Here is a 22,258-nt window from a genome sequence, read left to right as displayed (position 1 = left end):
TATGAAACGGCTGATGGTGGGACTGTTAGCCGCGCTGCCATTGGCGGTGTGGGCGGCGGAGCCGGTGGCCCAGGTTGCCGCTGCGCCCGTCGGCGGCAGCGTTGGCGGGCAACTGACGCAGCTGGTGCTGGGCCTGTTGCTGGTGGTCGGCTTGATCTTCGTGTTGGCCTGGCTGATGCGTCGCGTACAGAGCATCGGCCCGGGCAATGCCCAGGTCATCGAAATGATCGGCTCGCGCGCCCTCGGCCCGCGAGACCGGCTGGTGCTGGTGCAAGTGGGCGAGGAACAGATCCTGCTGGGCATTACCCCCGGCCGAATCACGCCGCTGCACGTGCTCAAGACCCCGGTGCCAACCACCCAATCCCAGCCCGCCACGCCAGAATTCGCCCAGCGCCTGATGGAATTGCTGGGCAAGGATCAGAAGGATAAGAAGTAATGCGCGTTTTATTGACGCTCATGCTGTTGCTGGCCACGCCATTGGCGCTGGCCGCCGACCCGTTGTCGATCCCGGCGATTACGCTGGGTACCAACGCGGCGGGGGCCCAGGAGTATTCGGTCAGCCTGCAGATCCTGCTGATCATGACTGCGCTGAGCTTTATCCCGGCGTTTGTCATGCTGATGACCAGCTTTACGCGGATCATCATTGTGTTCTCGATCCTGCGTCAGGCCCTGGGCCTGCAGCAGACGCCGTCGAACCAGATCCTCACCGGCATGGCGTTGTTCTTGACGATGTTCATCATGGCGCCGGTGTTCGACAAGGTGAACCAGCAAGCCCTGCAGCCGTACCTGGCCGAGACCATTACGGCCCAGGTCGCGATTGACCGGGCGCAAGGGCCGATCAAGGATTTCATGCTGTCGCAGACCCGCTCCAGCGACCTTGAGCTGTTCATGCGCCTGTCCAAGCGTACCGACATCGCGACCCCGGACCAGGCGCCGCTGACCATCCTGGTGCCGGCGTTCGTCACCTCGGAACTGAAGACCGCGTTCCAGATCGGCTTCATGATCTTTATCCCGTTCCTGATCATCGACCTGGTGGTGGCGAGCGTGCTGATGGCCATGGGGATGATGATGCTGTCGCCGCTGATTATTTCATTGCCGTTCAAGATCATGCTGTTTGTGCTGGTGGACGGTTGGGCGCTGATTATCGGCACGTTGGCCGGCAGTTTCGGAGGGGTGTGATGTGTTAGGTGAAGCAGCATGACCCCAGAAGTTGCCGTCGACCTGTTCCGTGAAGCACTGTGGCTGACCACCGTGATGGTTGCCGTGCTGGTGGTGCCGAGCCTGTTGGTGGGCCTGCTGGTGGCGATGTTCCAGGCCGCGACCCAGATCAACGAACAGACCTTGAGCTTCCTGCCGCGCCTGCTGGTGATGCTGATCACCCTGATTGTCGCCGGCCCGTGGCTGGTGCAAACCTTCATGGAATACATCCTGCAGCTGTACGGCAGTATTCCGCAGTTGATCGGCTGACCCGATGCAGTCCTTGCTGGCATTGACCGACACCCAGATCAGCACGTGGGTGGCCTCGTTCATCCTGCCGTTGTTCCGGGTGACGGCGGTGCTGATGAGCATGCCGGTGTTCGGTACTACCCTGGTGCCACGCCGCATCCGCCTGTATTTCGCCGTGGCGATCACTGTGGTGCTCGTGCCCGGCCTGCCGCCGATGCCCCCGGTCAACGCACTCGACCTCAGTGCCTTGATGCTGATTGCCGAGCAGATCCTGATCGGCTCGCTGCTGGGTTTTTCGCTGCAACTGTTCTTCCAGGCGTTCGTGATCGCCGGGCAAATCATCTCGATCCAGATGGGCATGGGCTTCGCGTCCATGGTCGACCCCACCAACGGCGTGTCGGCGGCGGTGATCGGGCAGTTCCTGACCATGCTGGTGACCTTGTTGTTCCTGGCCATGAACGGCCATCTGGTGGTGTTCGAGGTGTTGACCGAAAGCTTCACCACTTTGCCGGTAGGCTCCGGGCTGGTGGTCAATCACTTCTGGGAGCTGGTGGGGCGTCTCAGTTGGGTGCTCGGTGCCTCGCTGTTGCTGGTACTGCCGGCGATCACCGCCTTGCTGGTGGTCAACATCGCGTTTGGCGTCATGACCCGCGCGGCGCCACAGCTGAACATTTTCTCCATTGGTTTCCCCTTGACCCTGGTGCTGGGCATGGGGATTTTCTGGGTCGGCCTGGCTGACATTCTCAATCAGTATCAACCGCTGGCGACCGACGCCTTGCAGTTCTTACGTGATCTGGCACGGGCGCGCTGAGCCATGGCCGAGAGCGAGAGTGGTCAGGACAAGACAGAAGACCCCACGGAGAAACGTAAAAAGGACTCCAGGGAAAAGGGCGAGATTGCTCGCTCCAAGGAACTCAACACCGTTGCGACCATGATGGCTGGGTCCGGTGCCTTGCTGATCTATGGCGGTGGCCTGGCGCTGGACTTGATGGAGCTGATGAAGCACAACTTCACCTTGCCCCGCGATGTGCTGCTCAACCCTGGCTCCATGGGTCAATACCTGCTGCACTCGGGCAAGATCGCGATATTGGCGGTGCAGCCGATCCTGATCACCCTGCTGCTGGCCGCGCTGATCGGCCCGGTCGCCCTCGGCGGCTGGCTGTTCGCCGCCGGCAGCATGGCGCCCAAGTTCAGCCGCATGAACCCTGCGGCAGGGCTCAAGCGCATGTTTTCCGCCAAGGCCCTGGTGGAGCTGCTCAAGGCCCTGGCCAAGTTCATCCTGATTCTGTTTGTGGCGCTGATGGTGTTGTCGGCCGACATCGACGACCTGCTGCGCATCGCCCATGAACCCCTGGAGTCGGCGATCATCCACAGTGTGCAGGTGGTGGGTTGGAGTGCGCTGTGGATGGCCGCCGGGCTGATCATCATCGCGGCGGTGGATGCGCCGATCCAGTTGTGGGAAAGCCACAAGAAACTGCTGATGACCAAGCAGGAAGTGCGCGACGAGCACAAGGACCAGGAAGGCCGCCCCGAGGTCAAGCAACGCATCCGCCAACTGCAGCGGGAAATGTCCCAGCGCAAGATGATGGCCTCGGTGCCCGACGCCGATGTGGTCATCACCAACCCGACGCACTACGCCGTGGCCCTCAAGTACGACCCGGAGAAGGGCGGCGCGCCGATGCTGCTGGCCAAGGGCAGCGACTTTACCGCACTGAAAATCCGCGAAATCGCCGTGGCCCACGACATCCTGCTGCTGGAATCGCCTGAGCTGGCGCGGTCGATCTTCTACTCCACCGACCTCGACCAGGAAATCCCGGCAGGGTTGTACCTGGCCGTGGCCCAGGTGTTGGCGTATGTCTATCAGATTCGCCAGTACCGCGCGGGCAAGGGCAAGCGCCCGGATCCGCTCAAGGACCTGCCGATCCCGCCGGAGTTGCGCCGCGATTCCTGAGACAGGGCTGGCGCGCCTGCGGTTTTCCGTTTGTCGGGAAGTGTTCTCTACCTGTCAAGTTTGACAGTTGTGAGTGTGCACCTCTGCGCGTTACATGGGGTTCCCATCCATGCAGAGGGATTTCCCCATGACCGGCTCTTCAACCAAAGCCAATCACCCCCTTGCGATCAACCTTCCTGGCCAGCGGCGGCCTGTCAGTGCTGCCGACAGGCAGGCTGCCCGGCACGGTTTTTACCCGAACAAAGGTCTCGATGTGCATGTGCGCGAAACCTTCAGCCATGCCGACAGCGCCGTTGAACTGACATTGGACGGCCAGGTGATTGCTGCCCATAAGCTCAAAGGCGACGCAACGCAAACCGGGATCAAGTTTTCGGTACCGGCCGAACGGCTCACCCATGGCCGGCATGTGTTGAGCTATCAGGTCAAGCAAGGTCGCTCGGGTCTGCGTCAGGCCACCCGCCAAGCCATCCTCCGCGTGCATGCCCAGCGCCTGTTGTACTTGGGGGTGCCCGTGAAGAAGAGCGATGAACGCGTCTACGTGAACATCGATATCAGGGTCGAACCCTGCATTGCCACCCTCACGACGGCCGCCGAAGTGGTTCATATGATTGAGGGCAACATCGGCAGCTTTCTGTTCAGTCCGGATGGCAGGTATCTGCATGCCGAATGGGTCAACGGCATTGCGAAGATCGATCTTCAGACAATCAGCCTCGTCGATAACTATCCCGTTTTCATTGAAAAGCTGGGAGGGTTCAGTCCCGATGGGCGGTTTCTATATGCGTGCAATTGGTTATATAACAATTTGTTAATCGTTGATGTGCAGGAAAAAGAGCTTTTGCCAGGCGCTGTTATCGATGAGTACGCCACGGGGCTGGTGCTTGGTCGCGATGGCGGCCAGATTTATGTTGGCGTGTGGGGGGGGCCTGGGAACGCTGAAGCCTCGCTGATCATTGTCGACAGGGCATCGCAGGAAGTGATCAAGAAAATACCGGTTGGGGCCATCACGTTCGATACCGTGGGCAATCCGCACGACGGCCATGTCTATGTGGCTTGTCTTGGCGTGCTGGGCGAAGGGGCAGGGGTCTATAGGTTCGATCCTGTCAGTGAGCGCGTCGAAAAAATATCCAAGCACCCGGCCTGGGGGTTGACCTTGAGTGCCAATGGCCAGCGGCTGTATGCATACGGCGGTGACATTATCAGTGTCATCGACACGAAGACGGGCAGAGAGAAGGAGAATCACCGTTTGTCTGTGCGGTCATTGGCCGTGAGTCCGGACGGGAAGTGGGTATACACCGGGTCCTATGAAGAGCACGGACGGATTGACGTGTATGACGCCCAAGGCTGGACGTTGGATCACAGTATTCCTATTTTCAAACCCTTCATTCATCGCATGGAAACCCAGAAGTCCAACGGCGACCTGTGGGTTTGCTTCTCCAATGCGTAATGACGTAACAACCGAGGCAGGCGAGGGGCCAGCCATTCGTCGTCACTCCTTGCCTACCTGTCAAGTTTGACAGTAGCCAACTTGCCATTCTCGCGGTTCCATACCATCAGGTACTGCGCGCACGCTGTTAATAGATGCAGGGAGTGGCGATGGCTGTGGTGACGGGAACGATCAAATCTTATGACCCGAAGACCCGCAAGGGGGTGATTGTGCTGGATGATCACGCAGAGGAGGTGTTGGTGGATTCGCTCGGTTCGCAAGGGGTTCGGCTTTCAGTGGGTTTGAAGGTCAAGCTTCAGATGATCCATCGACCCGATGGTGTGTATGCGTCTAGGGTCAGGCGTATCTTGTGACACCGGTGCAGGTTTCTTGAGTGAAATCTAGGGAGAACGGCAATGGCAACGGGCACGGTGAAGTGGTTTAACGCGGAGAAGGGGTTTGGGTTTATTTTTCCCGACGACGGCAGTGCGGATGTATTCGTCCATTACTCCGCTATAGACAGCGCGGGCTTCAAAAGCCTGGATGAAAAGCAAAAAGTCGAATACGAAGTGACTCCGGGTCAAAAAGGGCCGCAAGCGGCCAATGTGAGGCCGTTATAGAAAGGTCCCGGGCAGTAAATGCAAACGGATCCAACGGTGGGAGGGGGGCAAGCCTTCTCCCACCGTTGGAGTGTTTACATCCGATAGAACTCGGGCGCCTGTAGCGATCCACCTCCTCAAAAGCAAAGTTGGAAGGCTTCTTGCAATACCGCCTCCAGGACGCCTCCCGGCGTCAAAAGTTTGCTTCAAGGAAACGAGGAATACCGGTGGTGGATCGCTCTCAAATGTTCAGCACGGCCCGTGGCACCCTGACTGACCTCTCGCGGGGCAATCTGGGTGTGCCGTTGTTGTTGCTGGTCATGCTGGCAATGATGATGTTGCCGATGCCGCCGTTCCTGCTGGACGTGTTCTTCACCTTCAACATCGCCCTGTCCGTCGTCGTGCTGCTGGTGTGCGTCTACGCCTTGCGGCCGCTGGATTTCGCGGTGTTCCCGACGATCCTGCTGGTGGCAACCCTGTTGCGCCTGGCGCTGAACGTGGCGTCCACCCGTGTGGTCATGCTCCACGGCCAGGACGGTCACGCCGCTGCCGGTAAGGTGATCCAGGCCTTCGGTGAGGTGGTGATCGGCGGTAACTACGTGGTCGGTATCGTGGTGTTCGCGATCCTCATGATCATCAACTTCGTGGTGGTGACCAAGGGCGCCGGGCGGATCTCCGAGGTGAGCGCACGCTTTACCCTCGACGCCATGCCCGGCAAGCAGATGGCTATCGACGCCGACCTCAACGCCGGCCTGATCGACCAGAACCAGGCCAAGACCCGCCGCTTGGAAGTCGCCCAGGAAGCCGAGTTCTACGGTTCCATGGACGGTGCCAGCAAATTCGTGCGCGGTGACGCCATCGCCGGCCTGCTGATCCTGTTCATCAACCTGATCGGCGGCATGGCGGTCGGGATCTTCCAGCACGGCATGACCTTCGGCGATGCGGGCAAGGTGTACGCCCTGCTGACCATCGGTGACGGTTTAGTGGCGCAATTGCCATCACTGTTGTTATCTACAGCTGCCGCCATCATGGTGACCCGTGCTTCGGGCTCCGAAGATATGGGCAAGCAGATCAGTCGCCAGATGTTCGCCTCGCCCAAGGCCCTTGCCGTGGCGGCCGGCATCATGGCGATCATGGGGATCGTGCCGGGCATGCCCCATGTGTCGTTCCTGAGCATGGCAGCCATGGCGGGCGGTGGTGCCTACCTGTTCTGGAAAAAGCAGAATGCGGTCAAGGTCCAGGCCCAGCAAGAGATCGCCCGCCAGCAGGAACTGCTGCCATCCCCGGCCCGCGCCCAGGAAACCAAGGAGTTGGGCTGGGACGACGTGACCCCGATCGACATGATTGGCCTGGAAGTTGGCTACCGCTTGATTCCGCTGGTGGACCGCAACCAGGGCGGCCAGTTGCTCGCGCGGATCAAGGGCGTGCGCAAGAAGCTGTCCCAGGACCTGGGCTTCCTGATGCCCACCGTGCATATCCGTGACAACCTCGACCTGGCACCCAGTGCCTACCGCCTGACCCTGATGGGCGTGATCCTGGCCGAAGCCGAGATCTACCCGGACCGCGAGCTGGCAATCAACCCCGGCCAGGTGTTCGGCACTCTCAACGGCATTACCGCCAAAGATCCGGCTTTTGGCCTGGAGGCGGTGTGGATCGAAATCAGCCAGCGCAGCCAGGCGCAGTCCCTGGGCTACACCGTGGTGGACGCCAGTACCGTGGTCGCCACCCACCTCAACCAGATCCTGTACAAGCACTCCCACGAGCTGATCGGCCACGAAGAAGTCCAGCAATTGATGGGGTTGCTGGGCAAGGCCTCGCCAAAACTGGCAGAAGAGCTGGTGCCAGGCGTGCTGTCGTTGTCGCAATTGCTCAAGGTGCTGCAGGCGCTGCTGGCCGAACAGGTGCCGGTACGCGACATTCGCAGCATTGCCGAGGCTATCGCCAACAACGCCGCCAAGAGTCAAGATACCGCCGCGCTGGTGGCCGCAGTGCGCGTCGGATTGTCCCGCGCCATCGTGCAAAGCATTGTAGGGCTTGACTCCGAGCTGCCTGTGATCACCTTGGAACCAAGGTTGGAACAAATATTGCTCAATAGTATTCAGAAGGCAGGACAAGGCCAGGAAGAGGGCGTTCTGCTGGAGCCAAGCATGGCTGAGAAACTGCAGCGTTCGTTGATCGACGCCGCACAGCGCCAGGAAATGCAGGGCCAACCGGTGATTCTGCTGGTGGCGGGTCCGGTCCGGGCGATGTTGTCGCGGTTTGGACGTCTGGCAGTACCGAATTTGCACGTTTTGGCTTATCAGGAAATTCCTGACAACAAGCAAGTGACTATCGTCGCGACAGTAGGGCCCAACGGCTGAGGGTAGTGGGTTATGCAAGTTAAGCGTTTTTTCGCCGCCGATATGCGTCAGGCCATGAAACTGGTCCGCGATGAGCTGGGCGCCGATGCCGCGATTATCGGTAATCGTCGTATTGCCGGCGGTGTCGAGCTGACGGCTGCCCTGGACTACACCCCCTCGGCATTGGCGCCGCGTGTGCCGAACATGGAGCTCGAAGACGAGCTGCGCAAGACCGCTTCGCGCATCGTCTCGGCCCAGGCTGAGCTGAGCATGCGTGGCGACAGCGATGCCTCCACCAATCGCCAGTTGTTCGCCGGCCTGCCGCTGACCGCCGCCGAGCCGCTGGTTGAGCCAACATTCATCGAACCGCCGCGTCCTGCCGCGCCAGCCCCGGCCGCCGCAGTCGACCAGCGCGTCTTCGACTCGATGCGTTTTGAACTCAACGGCCTGCGCGAACTGCTGGAAGTCCAACTGGGTTCGCTGGCCTGGACCCAACTGCAAGGCAGCAAACCGCACCAGGCCAACCTCTGGCGCCGCCTGCAACGCATCGGCCTGTCCGGCCCGTTGTCCCGCGACCTGCTGGCCCTGACCACCGAAATCGAAGAGCCTCGCCAGGCCTGGCGCATGTTGCTGGCCCACCTGGCGCGGATGATCGCCACCCCGGAAATCGAACCCCTGGAAGAGGGCGGTGTGATCGCCATGGTCGGCCCTGCCGGCATGGGCAAGACCACCACCCTGGCCAAGCTGGCGGCGCGCTATGTGCTCAAGTACGGCGCGAACAACATCGCGCTGGTGAGCATGGACAGCTATCGCATCGGCGCCCAGGAACAGCTCAAGACCCTGGGCCGTATCCTCAATGTGCCGGTCACCCATGTCGATCCGGGCCAGTCCCTGGCCAACGCGCTCGATCCGTTGCTGCGCAAGCGCGTGGTGCTGATCGACACCGCCGGCCTGCAGGCCAGCGATCCGGCGTTGCGCCTGCAACTGGAAAGCCTGGCCGGGCGTGGCATCAAGTCGAAAAATTACCTGGTGCTTGCAACCACCAGCCAGAAACAGGTTCTTACCGCTGCGTACCATAGCTACAAGCGTTGCGGTCTGGCCGGTTGCATCCTGACTAAACTGGATGAAACCGCCAGCCTGGGCGAAGTGTTGAGCCTGGCTATCAGCCATGAACTACCGGTTGCCTACCTGACCGACGGGCCGCGGATCCCGGATGATTTGCATCTGCCGCGCCGTCATCAGCTGGTCAGCCGCGCCGTCAGCGTGCAAATGCAAGAAGAGCCTAGCGAGGAAGCGATGGCCGATATGTTCGCCGACCTTTACCACAACCCGGCAAAACGGGTGGGTTGAGGTGCGATGAACACCGTGAAATGTACCTACATCGATGGTCTGCAAGCGATTCACGCGGCCAAGCCATGTAGCCTGCGTCTAAGCAAGACAAGGTAAAGAAATAAAATGGGCAGCATGCATCCCGTACAGGTGATCGCGGTGACCGGCGGCAAAGGTGGCGTCGGGAAAACTAACGTGTCAGTGAATTTGTCCCTGGCCCTGGCAGAGCTTGGCCGTCGCGTCATGCTGCTGGATGCTGACCTGGGGCTGGCGAACGTCGACGTTCTGCTGGGACTGACGCCCAAACATACCCTGGCCGATGTGATCGAGGGGCGCTGTGAGCTGCGTGACGTGCTGCTCCAGGGCCCTGGCGGGATCCGCATCGTGCCGGCCGCCTCCGGTACCCAGAGCATGGTGCACCTGAGCCCGGCGCAGCATGCCGGCCTGATCCAGGCATTCAGTGACATCGGCGACAACCTCGACGTGCTGGTGATCGACACCGCCGCCGGGATCGGTGAGTCCGTGGTCAGCTTTGTGCGCGCTGCGCAGGAAGTCTTGCTGGTGGTCTGCGATGAACCCACCTCGATCACCGACGCCTACGCCCTGATCAAACTGCTTAACCGTGACTACGGCATGAACCGCTTCCGCGTCCTGGCCAACATGGCCCAGAGCCCGCAGGAAGGCCGCAACCTGTTCGCCAAGTTGACCAAGGTCACGGATCGCTTTCTCGATGTCGCCTTACAATACGTCGGTGCAGTTCCCTACGACGAGTGTGTGCGCAAGGCTGTGCAAAAGCAGCGTGCAGTCTACGAAGCGTTCCCTCGTTCCAAGTGCGCATTGGCGTTCAAGGCTATTGCCCAGAAGGTCGATACCTGGCCGTTGCCTGCCAACCCTCGGGGGCATCTGGAGTTTTTCGTCGAGCGATTGGTGCATCAGACGAGTGCAGGACCGGTGCTATGACAGCGAACGGCTATAACGCTTACAAGAAATCTGCCCGTGACAGCCAAGGCGAGTTGATCGAGCGCTATGCGCCCCTGGTCAAGCGAATTGCCTATCACCTGCTGGCACGCCTGCCCGCCAGCGTCCAGGTCGAAGACCTGATCCAGGCGGGCATGATCGGCCTGCTCGAAGTGTCGACCAAGTACGACGCGAGCAAGGGCGCGAGCTTCGAGACGTATGCGGGTATCCGCATACGTGGCGCGATGCTCGACGAGGTGCGCAAGGGTGACTGGGCGCCGCGTTCGGTGCACCGCAATACACGCATGGTCAGTGACGCAATTCGTGCAATTGAAGCAAAAACCGGTCGCGACGCTAAAGATCACGAAGTTGCGGCCGAACTCCAATTGAGTCTCGACGATTATTACGGGATTTTGAACGATACCTTGGGCAGCCGCCTGTTCAGTTTCGACGACCTGTTACAGGACGGCGAACACGAAGGGCTGCACGAGGACGGCGCGAGCGCGCATATGGAGCCGTCCCGTGATCTGGAAGATGAGCGTTTCCAGGGAGCGTTGGCGGACGCCATTGCCAACTTGCCGGAGCGCGAGCGGTTGGTGTTGGCGCTGTACTACGACGAAGAGCTGAACCTCAAGGAAATCGGTGAGGTCCTGGGGGTCAGCGAATCCCGTGTCAGCCAGTTGCATAGCCAGTGCGCGGCCCGCTTGCGGGGGCGTCTGGGAGAGTGGCGAGCGCGCTGACAGGCAGTGTGGGGAGCATTGCAAAGCGATACCGCGAAGGTGATAGGCCTTCGCGGGCTCGGGCCGTGGTGCCCTTGGCAGTCCTTTTTGTGTAATGCCTGTTGATTGAAATGGCGCGTCCAGGTGCTGGGCGCGTTTAAGACTGCTTGGAGGTCGAATTGGACAAGAACATGAAAATCCTCATCGTTGATGACTTCTCAACGATGCGGCGGATCATAAAAAACCTGTTGCGTGACCTTGGGTTCACAAACACGGTCGAGGCGGATGACGGCCTTACGGCGATTCCGATCCTCAACAGCGGGAGCATCGACTTTCTGGTAACGGACTGGAACATGCCGGGCATGACCGGCATCGACTTGTTGCGCCACGTGCGTGCCGACGAAAAATTGCGCAGCCTTCCCGTGTTGATGGTGACCGCCGAAGCCAAGCGTGAACAGATCATCGAAGCCGCCCAGGCCGGGGTCAACGGTTACGTGGTCAAACCATTCACTGCACAGGCCTTGAAAGAGAAGATCGAAAAGATCTTCGAACGCATCCACGGCTGATGCCATCGCGGGGGAGCTATGGAGCATAAAGAAACGTCACAGGGAGACTTTGAGTCGACCCTGAAAAAGCATGCTCACCAGTTGGTTGACAGCCTTGAAAAAGGCCAGTTCGGCGACGCGGTGCAGTTGATCCATGAGCTCAACCAGACCCGTGACCGAGGCCTGTACCAGGAAGTGGGCAAGCTCACACGCGAGCTGCACAGCGCGATCGTCAATTTCCAGATTGACCCGCACATGCCCCAGGCCGAAGAGATTTCGCAGATCACCGACGCCACCGAACGCCTGTCCTATGTGGTCAGGCTGACCGAGGCGGCGGCTAACCGCACCATGGACCTGGTGGAAAACGCCACGCCCCTGGTCAACGGCATGGCCACGGAAGCCCACGCCCTGAGCGTTGACTGGGGCCGCTTCATGCGCCGTGAAGTCGGTGCGGAAGAGTTTCGTGAGCTGGCCCGTCGGGTCGAAGGGTTCTTGTCACGCAGCGAGCAGGAAAACCGCATGGTTTCCAGCAACCTCAATGACATTCTGCTCGCCCAGGATTACCAGGACCTGACCGGTCAGGTGATCAAGCGTGTGACCCAGTTGGTCACCGAAGTGGAAAGCAACCTGCTCAAATTGGTACTCATGGCCGGCCAGGTCGACCGTTTTGCCGGCATCGAACATGACCGCGAAGCGATCCTCTCTGAAAAAGATCCACAAAAACATCTCGCCAAGGGTGAAGGTCCGCAGATTCATGCCGATAAACGTGAAGACGTTGTGTCAGGTCAGGATGACGTAGATGACCTGTTATCCAGTTTAGGCTTCTAAGGAGCACCCACATGAGCTTCGGCGCCGATGAAGAGATCCTTCAGGATTTCCTTGTAGAGGCCGGCGAAATTTTAGAGCAACTGTCCGAACAACTGGTCGAGCTGGAAAGCCGCCCGGATGATGCGAACCTGCTCAATGCAATTTTTCGCGGTTTTCATACTGTAAAAGGGGGCGCCGGCTTCCTCCAGCTCCATGAGCTGGTGGAGTGCTGCCACATCGCCGAGAACGTGTTCGACATCCTGCGCAAGGGTGAGCGTCACGTTGATTCGGAGTTGATGGACGTGATTCTCGAAGCACTGGATGCGGTCAACGGCATGTTCAGCGAAGTGCGCGAGCGTGCCCCGATTACCGCAGCCACTCCGGAACTGCTGGCCGCCCTGGCGCGCTATGCGGAGCCGGCCGATACCTCGGCAGCGCCGGTGGTCGAAGCCGCGCCCGAGCCGGAACCGGTGGCGGAGCCTGAAGCGGATGTGACGGACAGCGAGTTCGAGCAACTGCTCAACTCCCTCAGTGCCGTCAAGGCCGAGGCCGAAGCGCCGGCGGCGGTTGCCCCGGCTGCCGCGCCGACCAGCGAGGACATTACCGACGCTGAGTTCGAGTCCCTGCTCGATCAATTGCACGGCAAGGGCCAGTTCGCCGCCGACGCCGTGGCGCCTGCCAGTGCCGCCGCCGGTGCTGCGGATGCGCCTGCCGCTTCTGCCAGCACCGACATCACTGACGATGAATTCGAAGCGTTGCTCGACCAGTTGCATGGCAAGGGCACCTTCGCGGCCGATGCCTTGCCGGCCGTCGCTGCGACGGCCGCAGCCCCGGCAGCACCCGTTGCCGACGCCAAGCCTGCGGACGATGGGTTGATCTCCGATCACGAATTCGAAGCACTGCTGGACGATCTGCACGGCAAGGGCAAGTTCACCGAAGTCGCCCCGGCCGCTGCTGCAGCCACGGCGGCACCGGTTGCCGCCAAAGCCGCCGCGCCCGCCGCCAAGCCTGCGCCTGCGCCGACTGCTGCCCCGGCTCCAGCGCGTGCCGCTGCGGCGCCGGTCGCGGAAAAACCGGCCAGTGAAGCCGAAACCACCGTGCGGGTCGATACCGCGCGGCTGGACGACATCATGAACATGGTCGGCGAGCTGGTACTGGTGCGTAACCGCCTGGTGCGCCTGGGCCTGAGCAGTGGCGATGAGGCCATGCAGAAGGCCGTGTCGAACCTCGACGTGGTCACCGCCGACCTGCAGACCGCGGTGATGAAAACGCGCATGCAGCCGATCAAGAAAGTCTTCGGTCGCTTCCCGCGCCTGGTTCGCGACCTCGCGCGCCAGCTGAAGAAAGAGATCAACCTGGAACTGGTGGGTGAAGAAACCGACCTCGACAAGAACCTTGTCGAGGCCCTGGCCGACCCGCTGGTCCACTTGGTGCGCAACGCTGTCGACCACGGTGTCGAAACCCCGGAAGAACGCGAGGCCTCGGGCAAGTCCCGTGGCGGCAAAGTGATCCTGGCGGCCGAGCAGGAAGGCGACCACATCCTGCTGTCGATCACCGATGACGGCAAGGGCATGGACCCGACCATCCTGCGCAATATCGCGGTCAAGCGCGGCGTGATGGACAAGGACGCCGCCGACCGCCTGACCGACACCGAGTGCTACAACCTGATCTTCGCCCCCGGCTTCTCGACCAAGACCGAGATTTCCGACGTGTCGGGCCGTGGCGTGGGCATGGACGTGGTGAAGACCAAGATCAGCCAGCTCAACGGCTCGATCAACATCTACTCGACCAAGGGCCAGGGCTCCAAGATCGTCATCAAGGTGCCGTTGACCCTGGCGATCATGCCGACCCTGATGGTGATGCTGGGCAACCAGGCATTCGCCTTCCCGCTGGTCAACGTCAACGAGATCTTCCACCTCGACCTGTCGCGCACCAACGTGGTCGACGGCCAGGAAGTGGTGATCGTGCGGGACAAGGCGTTGCCTCTGTTCTACCTCAAGCGCTGGCTGGTTGCATCGGCCGCCCATGAAGAGCAGCGCGAAGGCCATGTGGTGATCCTCTCCGTGGGCACCCAGCGTATCGGCTTTGTCGTCGATCAACTGGTGGGCCAGGAAGAAGTGGTCATCAAGCCTTTGGGCAAAATGCTGCAGGGAACCCCGGGCATGTCGGGCGCGACCATCACCGGTGACGGTCGGATCGCGCTGATTCTCGATGTTCCGAGCATGCTCAAGCGTTACGCCGCTCGGCGTATTTGATTCTGGTGGGGCAGGGCGGTATTGCCCGCCCCACCTAACGGAGTGTTTATGGCAGTCAAGGTCCTGGTGGTGGACGATTCGGGTTTCTTCCGCCGCCGCGTCTCGGAAATTCTTTCCGCCGATCCAAGCATCCAGGTGGTCGGCACGGCCACCAACGGCAAAGAGGCGATTGATCAAGCCATTGCGTTGAAGCCGGACGTGATCACCATGGACTACGAGATGCCGATGATGGATGGCATCACGGCAGTCCGGCACATCATGCAACGCTGCCCGACCCCGGTATTGATGTTCTCCTCGCTGACCCACGAAGGCGCCCGAGTGACCCTCGACGCGCTGGATGCGGGGGCGGTGGACTTCCTGCCGAAGAATTTCGAAGACATTTCGCGCAACCCCGAGAAGGTCAAGCAACTGCTGTGCGAGAAAGTCCACAGTATTTCCCGCAGCAACCGCCGCAGCCTGTTCAGCGCGCCAGCCCCTGCGCCGGCACCGGTGGCCGCGCCGGCGGCGCCTGCCGGTTCCACGTTTGGCCGCCCGGCGCCTGCGCCGGTTGCACGGCCTGCCGCGCCGCCGGTACGAACGTCGGCACCGGCGGCTGCCCATTCGCCTGCGCCCAAGCGCAAGGCCTATAAGCTGGTCGCCATCGGCACCTCCACCGGCGGCCCGGTCGCCTTGCAGCGCGTGTTGACCCAATTGCCGGCCAACTTCCCGGCGCCGATCGTGTTGATCCAGCATATGCCCGCCGCGTTCACCAAGGCCTTCGCCGAGCGCCTGGACAAGCTCTGCCGCATCAGCGTCAAGGAAGCCGAGGATGGCGACATCCTGCGTCCTGGCCTGGCGTTGCTGGCTCCGGGCGGCAAGCAGATGATGGTCGACGGCCGTGGCGCGATCAAAATCCTGCCGGGCGATGAGCGCCTCAACTACAAGCCGTGCGTGGACATCACCTTCGGTTCGGCGGCCAAGTCCTACGGCGACAAAGTTCTGGCGGTGGTGCTCACCGGCATGGGCGCCGACGGCCGTGAAGGCGCGCGCCTGCTCAAGCAGGGCGGCAGTGCGATCTGGGCCCAGGACGAGGCCAGCTGCGTGATCTATGGCATGCCCATGGCCATCGTCAAGGCTGACCTGGCCGACGCCGTCTACAGCCTGGACGACATCGGCAGGCATCTGGTGGAGGCCTGCCTCTGATGGATGTATTGAGCCTGATCGGCATCATCCTGGCGTTTGTCGCCATTATTGGCGGCAACTACCTCGAAGGCGGTCACCTGGGCGCCCTGGCCAACGGCCCGGCGGCGCTGATCGTGATTGGCGGCACGGTGGGCGCCGCGTTGCTGCAGTCACCGATGAGTTCGTTCAAGCGCGCGATGCAGATCCTCATCTGGATCATTTTTCCGCCGCGTGTCGACCTGGCCGGTGGCATCGATCGCGTCGTCAACTGGAGCCTCACCGCACGCAAGGAAGGCCTGCTGGGTCTCGAAGGCGTGGCCGATGCCGAACCCGACAGCTATTCGCGCAAAGGCCTGCAATTGCTGGTGGACGGCGCCGAACCGGAAGCGATCCGCAGCATCCTCGAGGTGGATTTCTACACCCAGGAAAGCCGCGACATCAACGCCGCCAAAGTGTTTGAAAGCATGGGCGGCTACGCGCCGACCATCGGCATCATCGGCGCGGTGATGGGCCTGATCCACGTGATGGGCAACCTGGCCGATCCGTCGCAACTGGGCAGCGGTATTGCCGTGGCGTTCGTTGCCACCATTTACGGGGTGGCCAGTGCCAACCTGGTGCTGTTGCCGGTGGCCAGCAAGCTCAAGTCGATTGCCATGCGCCAGTCGCGCTATCGCGAGATGCTGCTCGAAGGCATCCTGTCGATTGCCGAGGGCGAGAACCCGCGCTCCATCGAATTGAAGCTCCAGGGCTTCATGGATTGATGGGGAGTATTGCCAATGAGCCGTCGCCGTCGCGAGCCTGAAGAACACGTCAACCACGAGCGGTGGCTGGTGTCCTATGCGGACTTCATCACCTTGCTGTTCGCCTTTTTCGTGGTGATGTACTCCATCTCGTCGATCAACGAAGGCAAGTACAAAGTCATTTCCCAGGCGTTGATCGGCGTGTTCAACGACGCCGACCGTTCGCTCAAGCCGATCCCGGTTGGCGAAGAGCGGCCCAAGACCGTGACCCCGGCCAAGCCGCTGGTCAACGACAGCGACGAAACCGCTGCCGGCGTGGGCGGCACCAGTGATCCGCTGAAAAGCATCGCCGATGACATCAGTGCCGCGTTTGGCGACCTGATCAGCTCCAACCAGATGACCGTGCGCGGCAATGAGTTGTGGGTGGAGATCGAGCTCAATTCCAGCCTGCTGTTCGCCAGTGCCGATGCATTGCCCAGCGACCAGGCGTTCACCATCATCGACAAGGTGGCGGCGATCCTCAAACCGTTTGAAAACCCGATCCACGTTGAAGGCTTTACCGACAATGTGCCGATCAGTACCGCGCAGTACCCGACCAACTGGGAGCTGTCATCGGCCCGTGCCGCAAGCATCGTGCGCATGCTCGCGATGCAGGGCGTGAACCCTGGACGCCTGGCGTCGGTGGGGTATGGCGAGTTCCAGCCGGTGGCCAATAACGCCACGCTCGAAGGCCGCGCACGCAACCGTCGGGTGGTGCTGGTGGTGTCTCGAAACCTGGAAGTGCGCCGTAGCCTGACCGGCACCGGTACCGCCAATGCAACACCGGATGCGGCCTTGAAGCGCGCTGGCACACAAACTGCACCGGCCCCTGCAAAGCCGCCGGTTCAGCAGAGTGCCGTCAATTCTCCGTCGCCGGCTCAATAACCTTATGCAATGTCTCGGTCGCGCGCGTGCCCACCGGGAGGAACCATCCGAATGAGAGTCTGGGCAGTTGCCAATCAAAAAGGTGGAGTCGGCAAGACCACCACCTCCATCGCTTTAGCCGGCTTGCTGGCCGAGGCGGGCAAGCGTGTGGTCGTGGTCGATCTCGACCCCCACGGCTCGATGACCAGCTATTTCGGCTACGACCCGGATGCGCTGGAGCACAGCAACTACGACCTGTTCCTGCACAAAGGCAACGTACCGGCCGACCTGCCCGGGCAATTGCTGCTGCCCACCAGTAACGAAAGCATTTCCCTGCTGCCGTCGAGTACCGCGCTGGCCACCCTGGAGCGCCAGTCGCCGGGGCAGAGCGGCCTGGGCCTGGTGATCGCCAAGACCCTGGCGCAACTGTGGCAGGACTTCGACTACGCCATCATCGACAGCCCGCCGTTGCTCGGCGTGCTGATGGTCAACGCTTTGGCGGCCAGCCAGCAACTGGTGATCCCGGTGCAGACCGAGCACCTGGCGGTCAAGGGCCTGGAGCGCATGGTCAGCACCCTGGCGATGATCAACCGTTCGCGCAAACAGGCGTTGCCGTACAGCATCGTGCCCACCCTGTTCGACCGCCGCACCCAGGCGTCCCTGGGCACCTTGCGCGTCCTGCGCGATGCCTACCCGGAGACCATCTGGAACGGCTACATCCCGGTGGACACCCGCCTGCGTGATGCCAGCCGTGCCGGGCTCACGCCGTCGCAGTTCGACGGCAAAAGCCGCGGTGTGCTGGCCTACCGGGCGTTGCTCAAGCACCTGCTGTCCCAGCAGCTTGTGGCACAGGTGGCCTGATGATGAACCGTCCCGTCGAACTCAAGGTCAAGACCCGCCCGCAACTGGCACTGGAATCCTACCTGGATGCCTTGCTGCAGGACGCGACCGCAGAAGAATTACAGGAGCCTATCCTGGTGCTGGAGCCGGCGGTCGAAGTGCCGTCGTCGAGCAGCCTGGATGAGTTCCAGTTGGCTGTATTGGAAGAGCAGGCCCGCGATGCACTCGTCGTCCCGGTCAGCGTCCCGGTGGTCGCGCCCGTCGCGCCTGCGGTGGTCGAGCCGGTCGTGGAAGTGCACCTGCCACCGAGCATCACGCCACCGCCGGTGAGTGGCGATGATCGTCCGGCCTGGGCGGCCGAGCCATTTGAATGTTTGCTGTTCGACGTCGCCGGGTTGACCCTGGCGGTGCCGTTGGTGTGCCTGGGCTCGATCTATTCGTTGGAAGGCCAGGAATTGACGCCATTGTTCGGGCAGCCGGAATGGTTCCTGGGCATCCTGCCGAGCCAGGCCGGTAACCTCAAGGTGCTGGACACCGCGCGCTGGGTGATGCCCGACCGCTACCGCGATGACTTCCGCCAAGGCTTGCAATACGTGATCTCGGTGCAGGGCTACGAATGGGGGCTGGCGGTGCATCAAGTCAGCCGCTCGCTGCGCCTGGACCCGAATGAAATCAAATGGCGCAGCCATCGGGGCCAGCGGCCCTGGCTGGCAGGCACCGTGATCGAACACATGTGCGCGTTGCTGGACGTTGCCGAACTGGCCGAGTTGATCGCCAGCGGTGCGGTTAAAGCGATGCCGGTGAACAAACGCAGTTGATGGGACAACAAGGGCCGCACGAGTGTGCGGCCAAAAGAAGTACACACGCCGCCTACATCGGCATTTGAAGGGGTCAGAGATATGAACAAGTCAGCGTCCGCACAAGGTTTGGATGATCCGATCCTGCAATGGGTTACCTTCAAACTGGACAACGAAACCTACGGTATTAACGTGATGCGCGTGCAGGAAGTGCTGCGCTACACCGAGATCGCTCCGGTTCCCGGTGCGCCAAGCTATGTGCTGGGCATCATCAACCTGCGCGGCAACGTGGTGACGGTGATCGACACCCGCCAGCGTTTTGGCCTGGACACGGTCGAAGTCAGCGACAACACGCGTATCGTCATCATCGAGGCCGACAAGCAAGTGGTCGGGATCATGGTCGACAGCGTCGCGGAAGTGGTCTACCTGCGCCAATCGGAAGTGGAAACCGCGCCGAACGTGGGCAACGAGGAATCGGCCAAGTTCATCCAGGGCGTGTGCAACAAGAACAACGAACTGTTGATTCTGGTTGAGCTGGACAAAATGATGAGCGAAGAAGAATGGTCGGAACTGGAGAGCATCTGATTGTTCCTTGAGGTCGCGGTGATTGTCCTGGCCCTGTTGTGGGCCGGGACCCTGGGTTTTCTGCTGCGCTACATACGCCAGCAGCGCGAGTTGGCGATGCAGCAGGCCGAGCGCGATGCGGTGCGTGATCGACGGGTGCTGGAGCTGGTCAAGCGGGTCGATCACTTCCAGCAGAGTGCGGTGAGGGTCGGGGACGAGGTGCATGAACTGCGCGCCATTCTCGCGCCGTTGCCGGACAAGCTGGCGCAGATCGAGCAGCGTGACCCTTCCAGCCTGTCATTTGCCCAGGCGGCGAAGCTGGTGGGCATGGGCGCTACCGTGGATGAACTGACCCAGTCGTGTGGCTTGACCCAGGCTGAGGCGCAGTTGATGAGTAAATTACACAAAAGCTGATTGCGCTGTGTAAACCCTGAAAAACCTCTGTATGCCTTGAGCTAGAGCCTTCAGGCTTGAGGCTCAAGGGTGTCGGCGGTGGCCGATTGTGTCGAATGTGTCACATTGCCATGCTTTTCCATGGCACTTTTACGTCTTTGTGATGACCAACCTGCGCATGTAGGAAGTTTCATTCACAAGGATGCGAAATGTCTGTCGACGCTCTCTCTCGAACAAAACCCTCTGTTTTGCTGCAATCTTGCGTCGCCGCCTGCTCCTTTGTTGGTTTCTTTACCAGTATTGCGGTGCTGGCGGCTGAGCCCCAGGCGCCTGCGCAACAATTGCTGTTGCAGCAACAACGTGAGCGCGCCCAGCGCGAGCAGTTGGAGCCGTCTCCCGACGTACGCCTGCAAGCGCCACAAGACAACGCCGGTGGCCTGCGTTTGCCGCGTAATGAAACGCCCTGCTTCAAGATCGACCGCGTGGTGCTCACTGGCGACCAGTCCGAGGATTTCCAGTGGGCCCTGCGTGCCGCCAACCCGGCCGATGATCCTGTGCAAGGACGTTGCGTCGGTGCCGGCGGCATCAACCTGACGATGAAGCGCATCCAGAACGCGATTATCGCCAAGGGCTTCATCACCACCCGCGTACTCGCCCAAGCCCAGGACCTGAACCAAGGTACCCTGTCGCTGGTGCTGGTGCCGGGCCGGATCAAGCACATCCGTTTTGCCGAAGGCACCTCCGCACGCGCCCACTATTGGAACGCCATGCCCGCGTCCGCCGGCGACGTGCTCAACCTGCGCGATATCGAACAGGCGCTGGAGAACTTCAAGCGCGTGCCCACCGCCGAAGCGGATGTGCAGATCACCCCGGCCGAGGGCAACGACGCGCAGCCTGGAGAAAGCGACGTGGTCATCGCCTGGAAGCAGGCCATACCGGTGCGGGTCAGCTTGTCGGTGGACGACTCCGGCAGCAAGCAGACCGGCAAGTACCAGGGTAACGTCGCCTTGTCACTGGACAACCTCGCCACCCTCAACGACCTGTTCTACATCAGCTTCAACCACGACCTGGGCGGCGGCCAGAGTGGCGACCGCGGTTCCAAGGGCCACACCGTGCATTACTCGGTGCCCTACGACTATTGGCAACTGAGCCTGACCTCCAGCGAGTACGACTACCACCAGACGATTGCCGGGGTTAACCAAGCGTATTCCTACAGTGGCCGCAGCCGTACCAACGAAATCCAGCTGTCGCGGGTGATCTATCGCGATGCGGTGCGCAAGACCACCGTGTCTGTCGGCGGCTGGAGCCGCACCTCCAGTAACTATATCGAAGACACCGAAATTGAACTGCAGCGCCGGCGCATGGCGGGCTGGATGGCCGGGATCAACCACCGTGAGTTCATCGGTGCCAGCACCCTCGACCTCGGCGTCGGCTATCGCCGGGGCACCGGTGCCCGTGACGCGTTGCGCGCGCCCGAGGAAGAGAACGGCGAAGGCACCTCGCGCTCGCAGGTGATTTCCGCCAACGCGCAACTGCAACTGCCGTTCACCCTGGGCGAGCAGCGGCTGCGCTACATCGCCGGCTGGCGCGGACAGTGGAACCGCACGCCGCTGATCCCGCAGGATCGTTTTTCGATTGGCGGGCGCTACACCGTGCGTGGCTTCGACGGCGAGCAGATCCTGTCCGCCGAGCGCGGCTGGACGTTCAGCAACGACCTGGGCCTGAGCCTGGCCAATACCGGTCAGGAGCTGTACCTGGGCGTGGACTACGGCGAAGTCGGCGGCCACTCCACCCAGTACCTCTCGGGGCGACGCCTGGCCGGTGCGGTGGTGGGCCTGCGCGGCGGCTACAAGCAGTTTTCCTACGACCTCTACACCGGCAAACCCCTGGAAAAACCCAAGGGGTTCCAGACCGCCGACGTGACCAGTGGCTTCAGCGCCAACTGGTCATTTTGAAGGAGACCACCATGCGCTACGACACCCTGCACGTGCTGGCCCCCGAACGGGCCGACAGCCCCATCGACGAAGCCCAGGTGCTGGGCTCGGCGGTCTGGCTGTGGATGCACTCCACTGCACACCGGGATGCGCCGTTGCACAGCCTGTCGACCCTGTTGCTGCCCGCCATCAAGCAGCGCCAGTTCATTTTGATCAGCGAAGACGGGCGCCCGGTGTTTTTCCTGTCGTGGCTGAACCTCAGTGCCGAGGCCGAAGCGCGTTACTTGCGCGAGCCGGCGGTGTGCCTGCCGCCGGAGGACTGGAACAGCGGCGAACGCACCTGGGTCAACGACTGGGTCGCGCCGTTTGGTCACACCCCGCGTGTCATGAGCTTGTTACGTCGGCGCCTGTGGCCCAATCGCATCTGCCGTTCGCTTTACCACCGAGGCGATGAGCGCGGTTTACGCGTCATGAATTTCCAGGGGATCGCCGTCCTGGATCTGGAGGCGAAAGCCTGGTTTGCCACTCACCCGTTACCCAGCGACGCGCTCTGATC

24 protein-coding genes are annotated in these 22,258 nt (G+C 61.5%); all 24 read left to right on the top strand.

The window, feature by feature from the left end; all coding sequences use genetic code 11:
- Position 1: 1 nt before the first annotated feature.
- The 24 genes from fliO (at position 2) to NIBR502773_RS06615 (ending at position 22,256) form a co-directional block, all read left to right on the top strand.
- Positions 2-436: a flagellar biosynthetic protein FliO gene (gene fliO / locus NIBR502773_RS06730; protein ID WP_141155695.1), complete on the top strand. Its 435-nt coding sequence runs from the start codon at positions 2-4 to the stop codon at positions 434-436.
- Positions 436-1,179 (top strand): flagellar type III secretion system pore protein FliP, encoded by a 744-nt coding sequence (fliP, locus tag NIBR502773_RS06725; protein ID WP_141155694.1) that lies wholly within the window; start codon positions 436-438, stop codon positions 1,177-1,179. Before fliO ends, fliP begins: the two co-directional genes overlap by 1 nt.
- 18 nt (positions 1,180-1,197) lie before the next feature.
- Positions 1,198-1,467, top strand: a complete 270-nt coding sequence (gene fliQ, locus NIBR502773_RS06720; RefSeq protein ID WP_027603863.1) for a flagellar biosynthesis protein FliQ — start codon at positions 1,198-1,200, stop codon at positions 1,465-1,467.
- Positions 1,468-1,471: 4 nt separating this feature from the next.
- Positions 1,472-2,257, top strand: a complete 786-nt coding sequence (fliR, locus tag NIBR502773_RS06715; protein WP_027603864.1) for a flagellar biosynthetic protein FliR — start codon at positions 1,472-1,474, stop codon at positions 2,255-2,257.
- A 3-nt stretch (positions 2,258-2,260) separates the two neighbouring features.
- Positions 2,261-3,397, top strand: a complete 1,137-nt coding sequence (gene flhB / locus NIBR502773_RS06710; RefSeq protein WP_141155693.1) for a flagellar biosynthesis protein FlhB — start codon at positions 2,261-2,263, stop codon at positions 3,395-3,397.
- A gap of 127 nt (positions 3,398-3,524) precedes the next feature.
- Entirely contained in the window at positions 3,525-4,841 is a 1,317-nt protein-coding gene (locus NIBR502773_RS06705; protein WP_141155692.1) for a YncE family protein, read from the top strand.
- Positions 4,842-4,990: 149 nt separating this feature from the next.
- On the top strand, positions 4,991-5,194 hold the full coding sequence (locus NIBR502773_RS06700) for a cold-shock protein (protein WP_227451384.1): 204 nt from the start codon (positions 4,991-4,993) through the stop codon (positions 5,192-5,194).
- 42 nt (positions 5,195-5,236) lie between these two features.
- Positions 5,237-5,440 (top strand): cold-shock protein, encoded by a 204-nt coding sequence (locus tag NIBR502773_RS06695; RefSeq protein WP_115486762.1) that lies wholly within the window; start codon positions 5,237-5,239, stop codon positions 5,438-5,440.
- 224 nt (positions 5,441-5,664) lie between these two features.
- A complete protein-coding gene (gene flhA, locus NIBR502773_RS06690) occupies positions 5,665-7,779 on the top strand; it encodes a flagellar biosynthesis protein FlhA (protein ID WP_373682386.1) in 2,115 nt (704 codons plus the stop codon).
- A gap of 12 nt (positions 7,780-7,791) precedes the next feature.
- Positions 7,792-9,108, top strand: coding sequence for a flagellar biosynthesis protein FlhF (gene flhF, locus NIBR502773_RS06685; protein WP_065940552.1), 1,317 nt, complete (start codon positions 7,792-7,794; stop codon positions 9,106-9,108).
- A gap of 105 nt (positions 9,109-9,213) precedes the next feature.
- Positions 9,214-10,047, top strand: coding sequence for a flagellar synthesis regulator FleN (fleN, locus tag NIBR502773_RS06680; protein ID WP_003192912.1), 834 nt, complete (start codon positions 9,214-9,216; stop codon positions 10,045-10,047).
- Positions 10,044-10,784 (top strand): RNA polymerase sigma factor FliA, encoded by a 741-nt coding sequence (gene fliA / locus NIBR502773_RS06675; protein WP_015885174.1) that lies wholly within the window; start codon positions 10,044-10,046, stop codon positions 10,782-10,784. Before fleN ends, fliA begins: the two co-directional genes overlap by 4 nt.
- A gap of 170 nt (positions 10,785-10,954) precedes the next feature.
- Positions 10,955-11,329, top strand: a complete 375-nt coding sequence (locus NIBR502773_RS06670; protein WP_160385018.1) for a chemotaxis response regulator CheY — start codon at positions 10,955-10,957, stop codon at positions 11,327-11,329.
- An 18-nt stretch (positions 11,330-11,347) separates the two neighbouring features.
- Positions 11,348-12,136 (top strand): protein phosphatase CheZ, encoded by a 789-nt coding sequence (locus NIBR502773_RS06665; RefSeq protein ID WP_027603869.1) that lies wholly within the window; start codon positions 11,348-11,350, stop codon positions 12,134-12,136.
- Positions 12,137-12,147: 11 nt separating this feature from the next.
- Entirely contained in the window at positions 12,148-14,370 is a 2,223-nt protein-coding gene (locus tag NIBR502773_RS06660; RefSeq protein WP_141155691.1) for a chemotaxis protein CheA, read from the top strand.
- Positions 14,371-14,418: 48 nt separating this feature from the next.
- Positions 14,419-15,552, top strand: coding sequence for a chemotaxis response regulator protein-glutamate methylesterase (locus NIBR502773_RS06655; RefSeq protein ID WP_074847404.1), 1,134 nt, complete (start codon positions 14,419-14,421; stop codon positions 15,550-15,552).
- The gene (locus tag NIBR502773_RS06650; protein ID WP_027603872.1) at positions 15,552-16,292 is read left to right on the top strand and encodes a flagellar motor protein; all 741 of its coding nucleotides are present in this window, start codon (positions 15,552-15,554) and stop codon (positions 16,290-16,292) included. The genes NIBR502773_RS06655 and NIBR502773_RS06650 overlap by 1 nt, the downstream gene beginning before the upstream one ends.
- Before the next feature lie 15 nt (positions 16,293-16,307).
- A complete protein-coding gene (motD, locus tag NIBR502773_RS06645; protein ID WP_141155690.1) occupies positions 16,308-17,195 on the top strand; it encodes a flagellar motor protein MotD in 888 nt (295 codons plus the stop codon).
- Between the two features lie 51 nt (positions 17,196-17,246).
- Positions 17,247-18,035 (top strand): ParA family protein, encoded by a 789-nt coding sequence (locus tag NIBR502773_RS06640; protein ID WP_065924144.1) that lies wholly within the window; start codon positions 17,247-17,249, stop codon positions 18,033-18,035.
- A 2-nt stretch (positions 18,036-18,037) separates the two neighbouring features.
- Positions 18,038-18,832: a CheW domain-containing protein gene (locus tag NIBR502773_RS06635; protein WP_141155689.1), complete on the top strand. Its 795-nt coding sequence runs from the start codon at positions 18,038-18,040 to the stop codon at positions 18,830-18,832.
- Positions 18,833-18,913: 81 nt separating this feature from the next.
- The gene (locus tag NIBR502773_RS06630) at positions 18,914-19,396 is read left to right on the top strand and encodes a chemotaxis protein CheW (protein ID WP_005790025.1); all 483 of its coding nucleotides are present in this window, start codon (positions 18,914-18,916) and stop codon (positions 19,394-19,396) included.
- A complete protein-coding gene (locus NIBR502773_RS06625; RefSeq protein WP_092355175.1) occupies positions 19,397-19,789 on the top strand; it encodes a DUF2802 domain-containing protein in 393 nt (130 codons plus the stop codon).
- A 188-nt stretch (positions 19,790-19,977) separates the two neighbouring features.
- The gene (locus NIBR502773_RS06620; RefSeq protein WP_257228207.1) at positions 19,978-21,723 is read left to right on the top strand and encodes a ShlB/FhaC/HecB family hemolysin secretion/activation protein; all 1,746 of its coding nucleotides are present in this window, start codon (positions 19,978-19,980) and stop codon (positions 21,721-21,723) included.
- Positions 21,724-21,734: 11 nt separating this feature from the next.
- Positions 21,735-22,256 carry a toxin-activating lysine-acyltransferase gene (locus NIBR502773_RS06615; RefSeq protein ID WP_065940548.1) on the top strand — a complete coding sequence of 174 codons (522 nt, stop codon included), beginning with the start codon at positions 21,735-21,737 and terminating at the stop codon, positions 22,254-22,256.
- The last annotated feature ends 2 nt before the right edge of the window (positions 22,257-22,258 follow it).

This window comes from Pseudomonas sp. NIBRBAC000502773, from assembly GCF_006517195.1.
Lineage (GTDB): Bacteria > Pseudomonadota > Gammaproteobacteria > Pseudomonadales > Pseudomonadaceae > Aquipseudomonas > Aquipseudomonas marginalis.
This window is presented reverse-complemented; position numbering and strand designations above follow the sequence as displayed.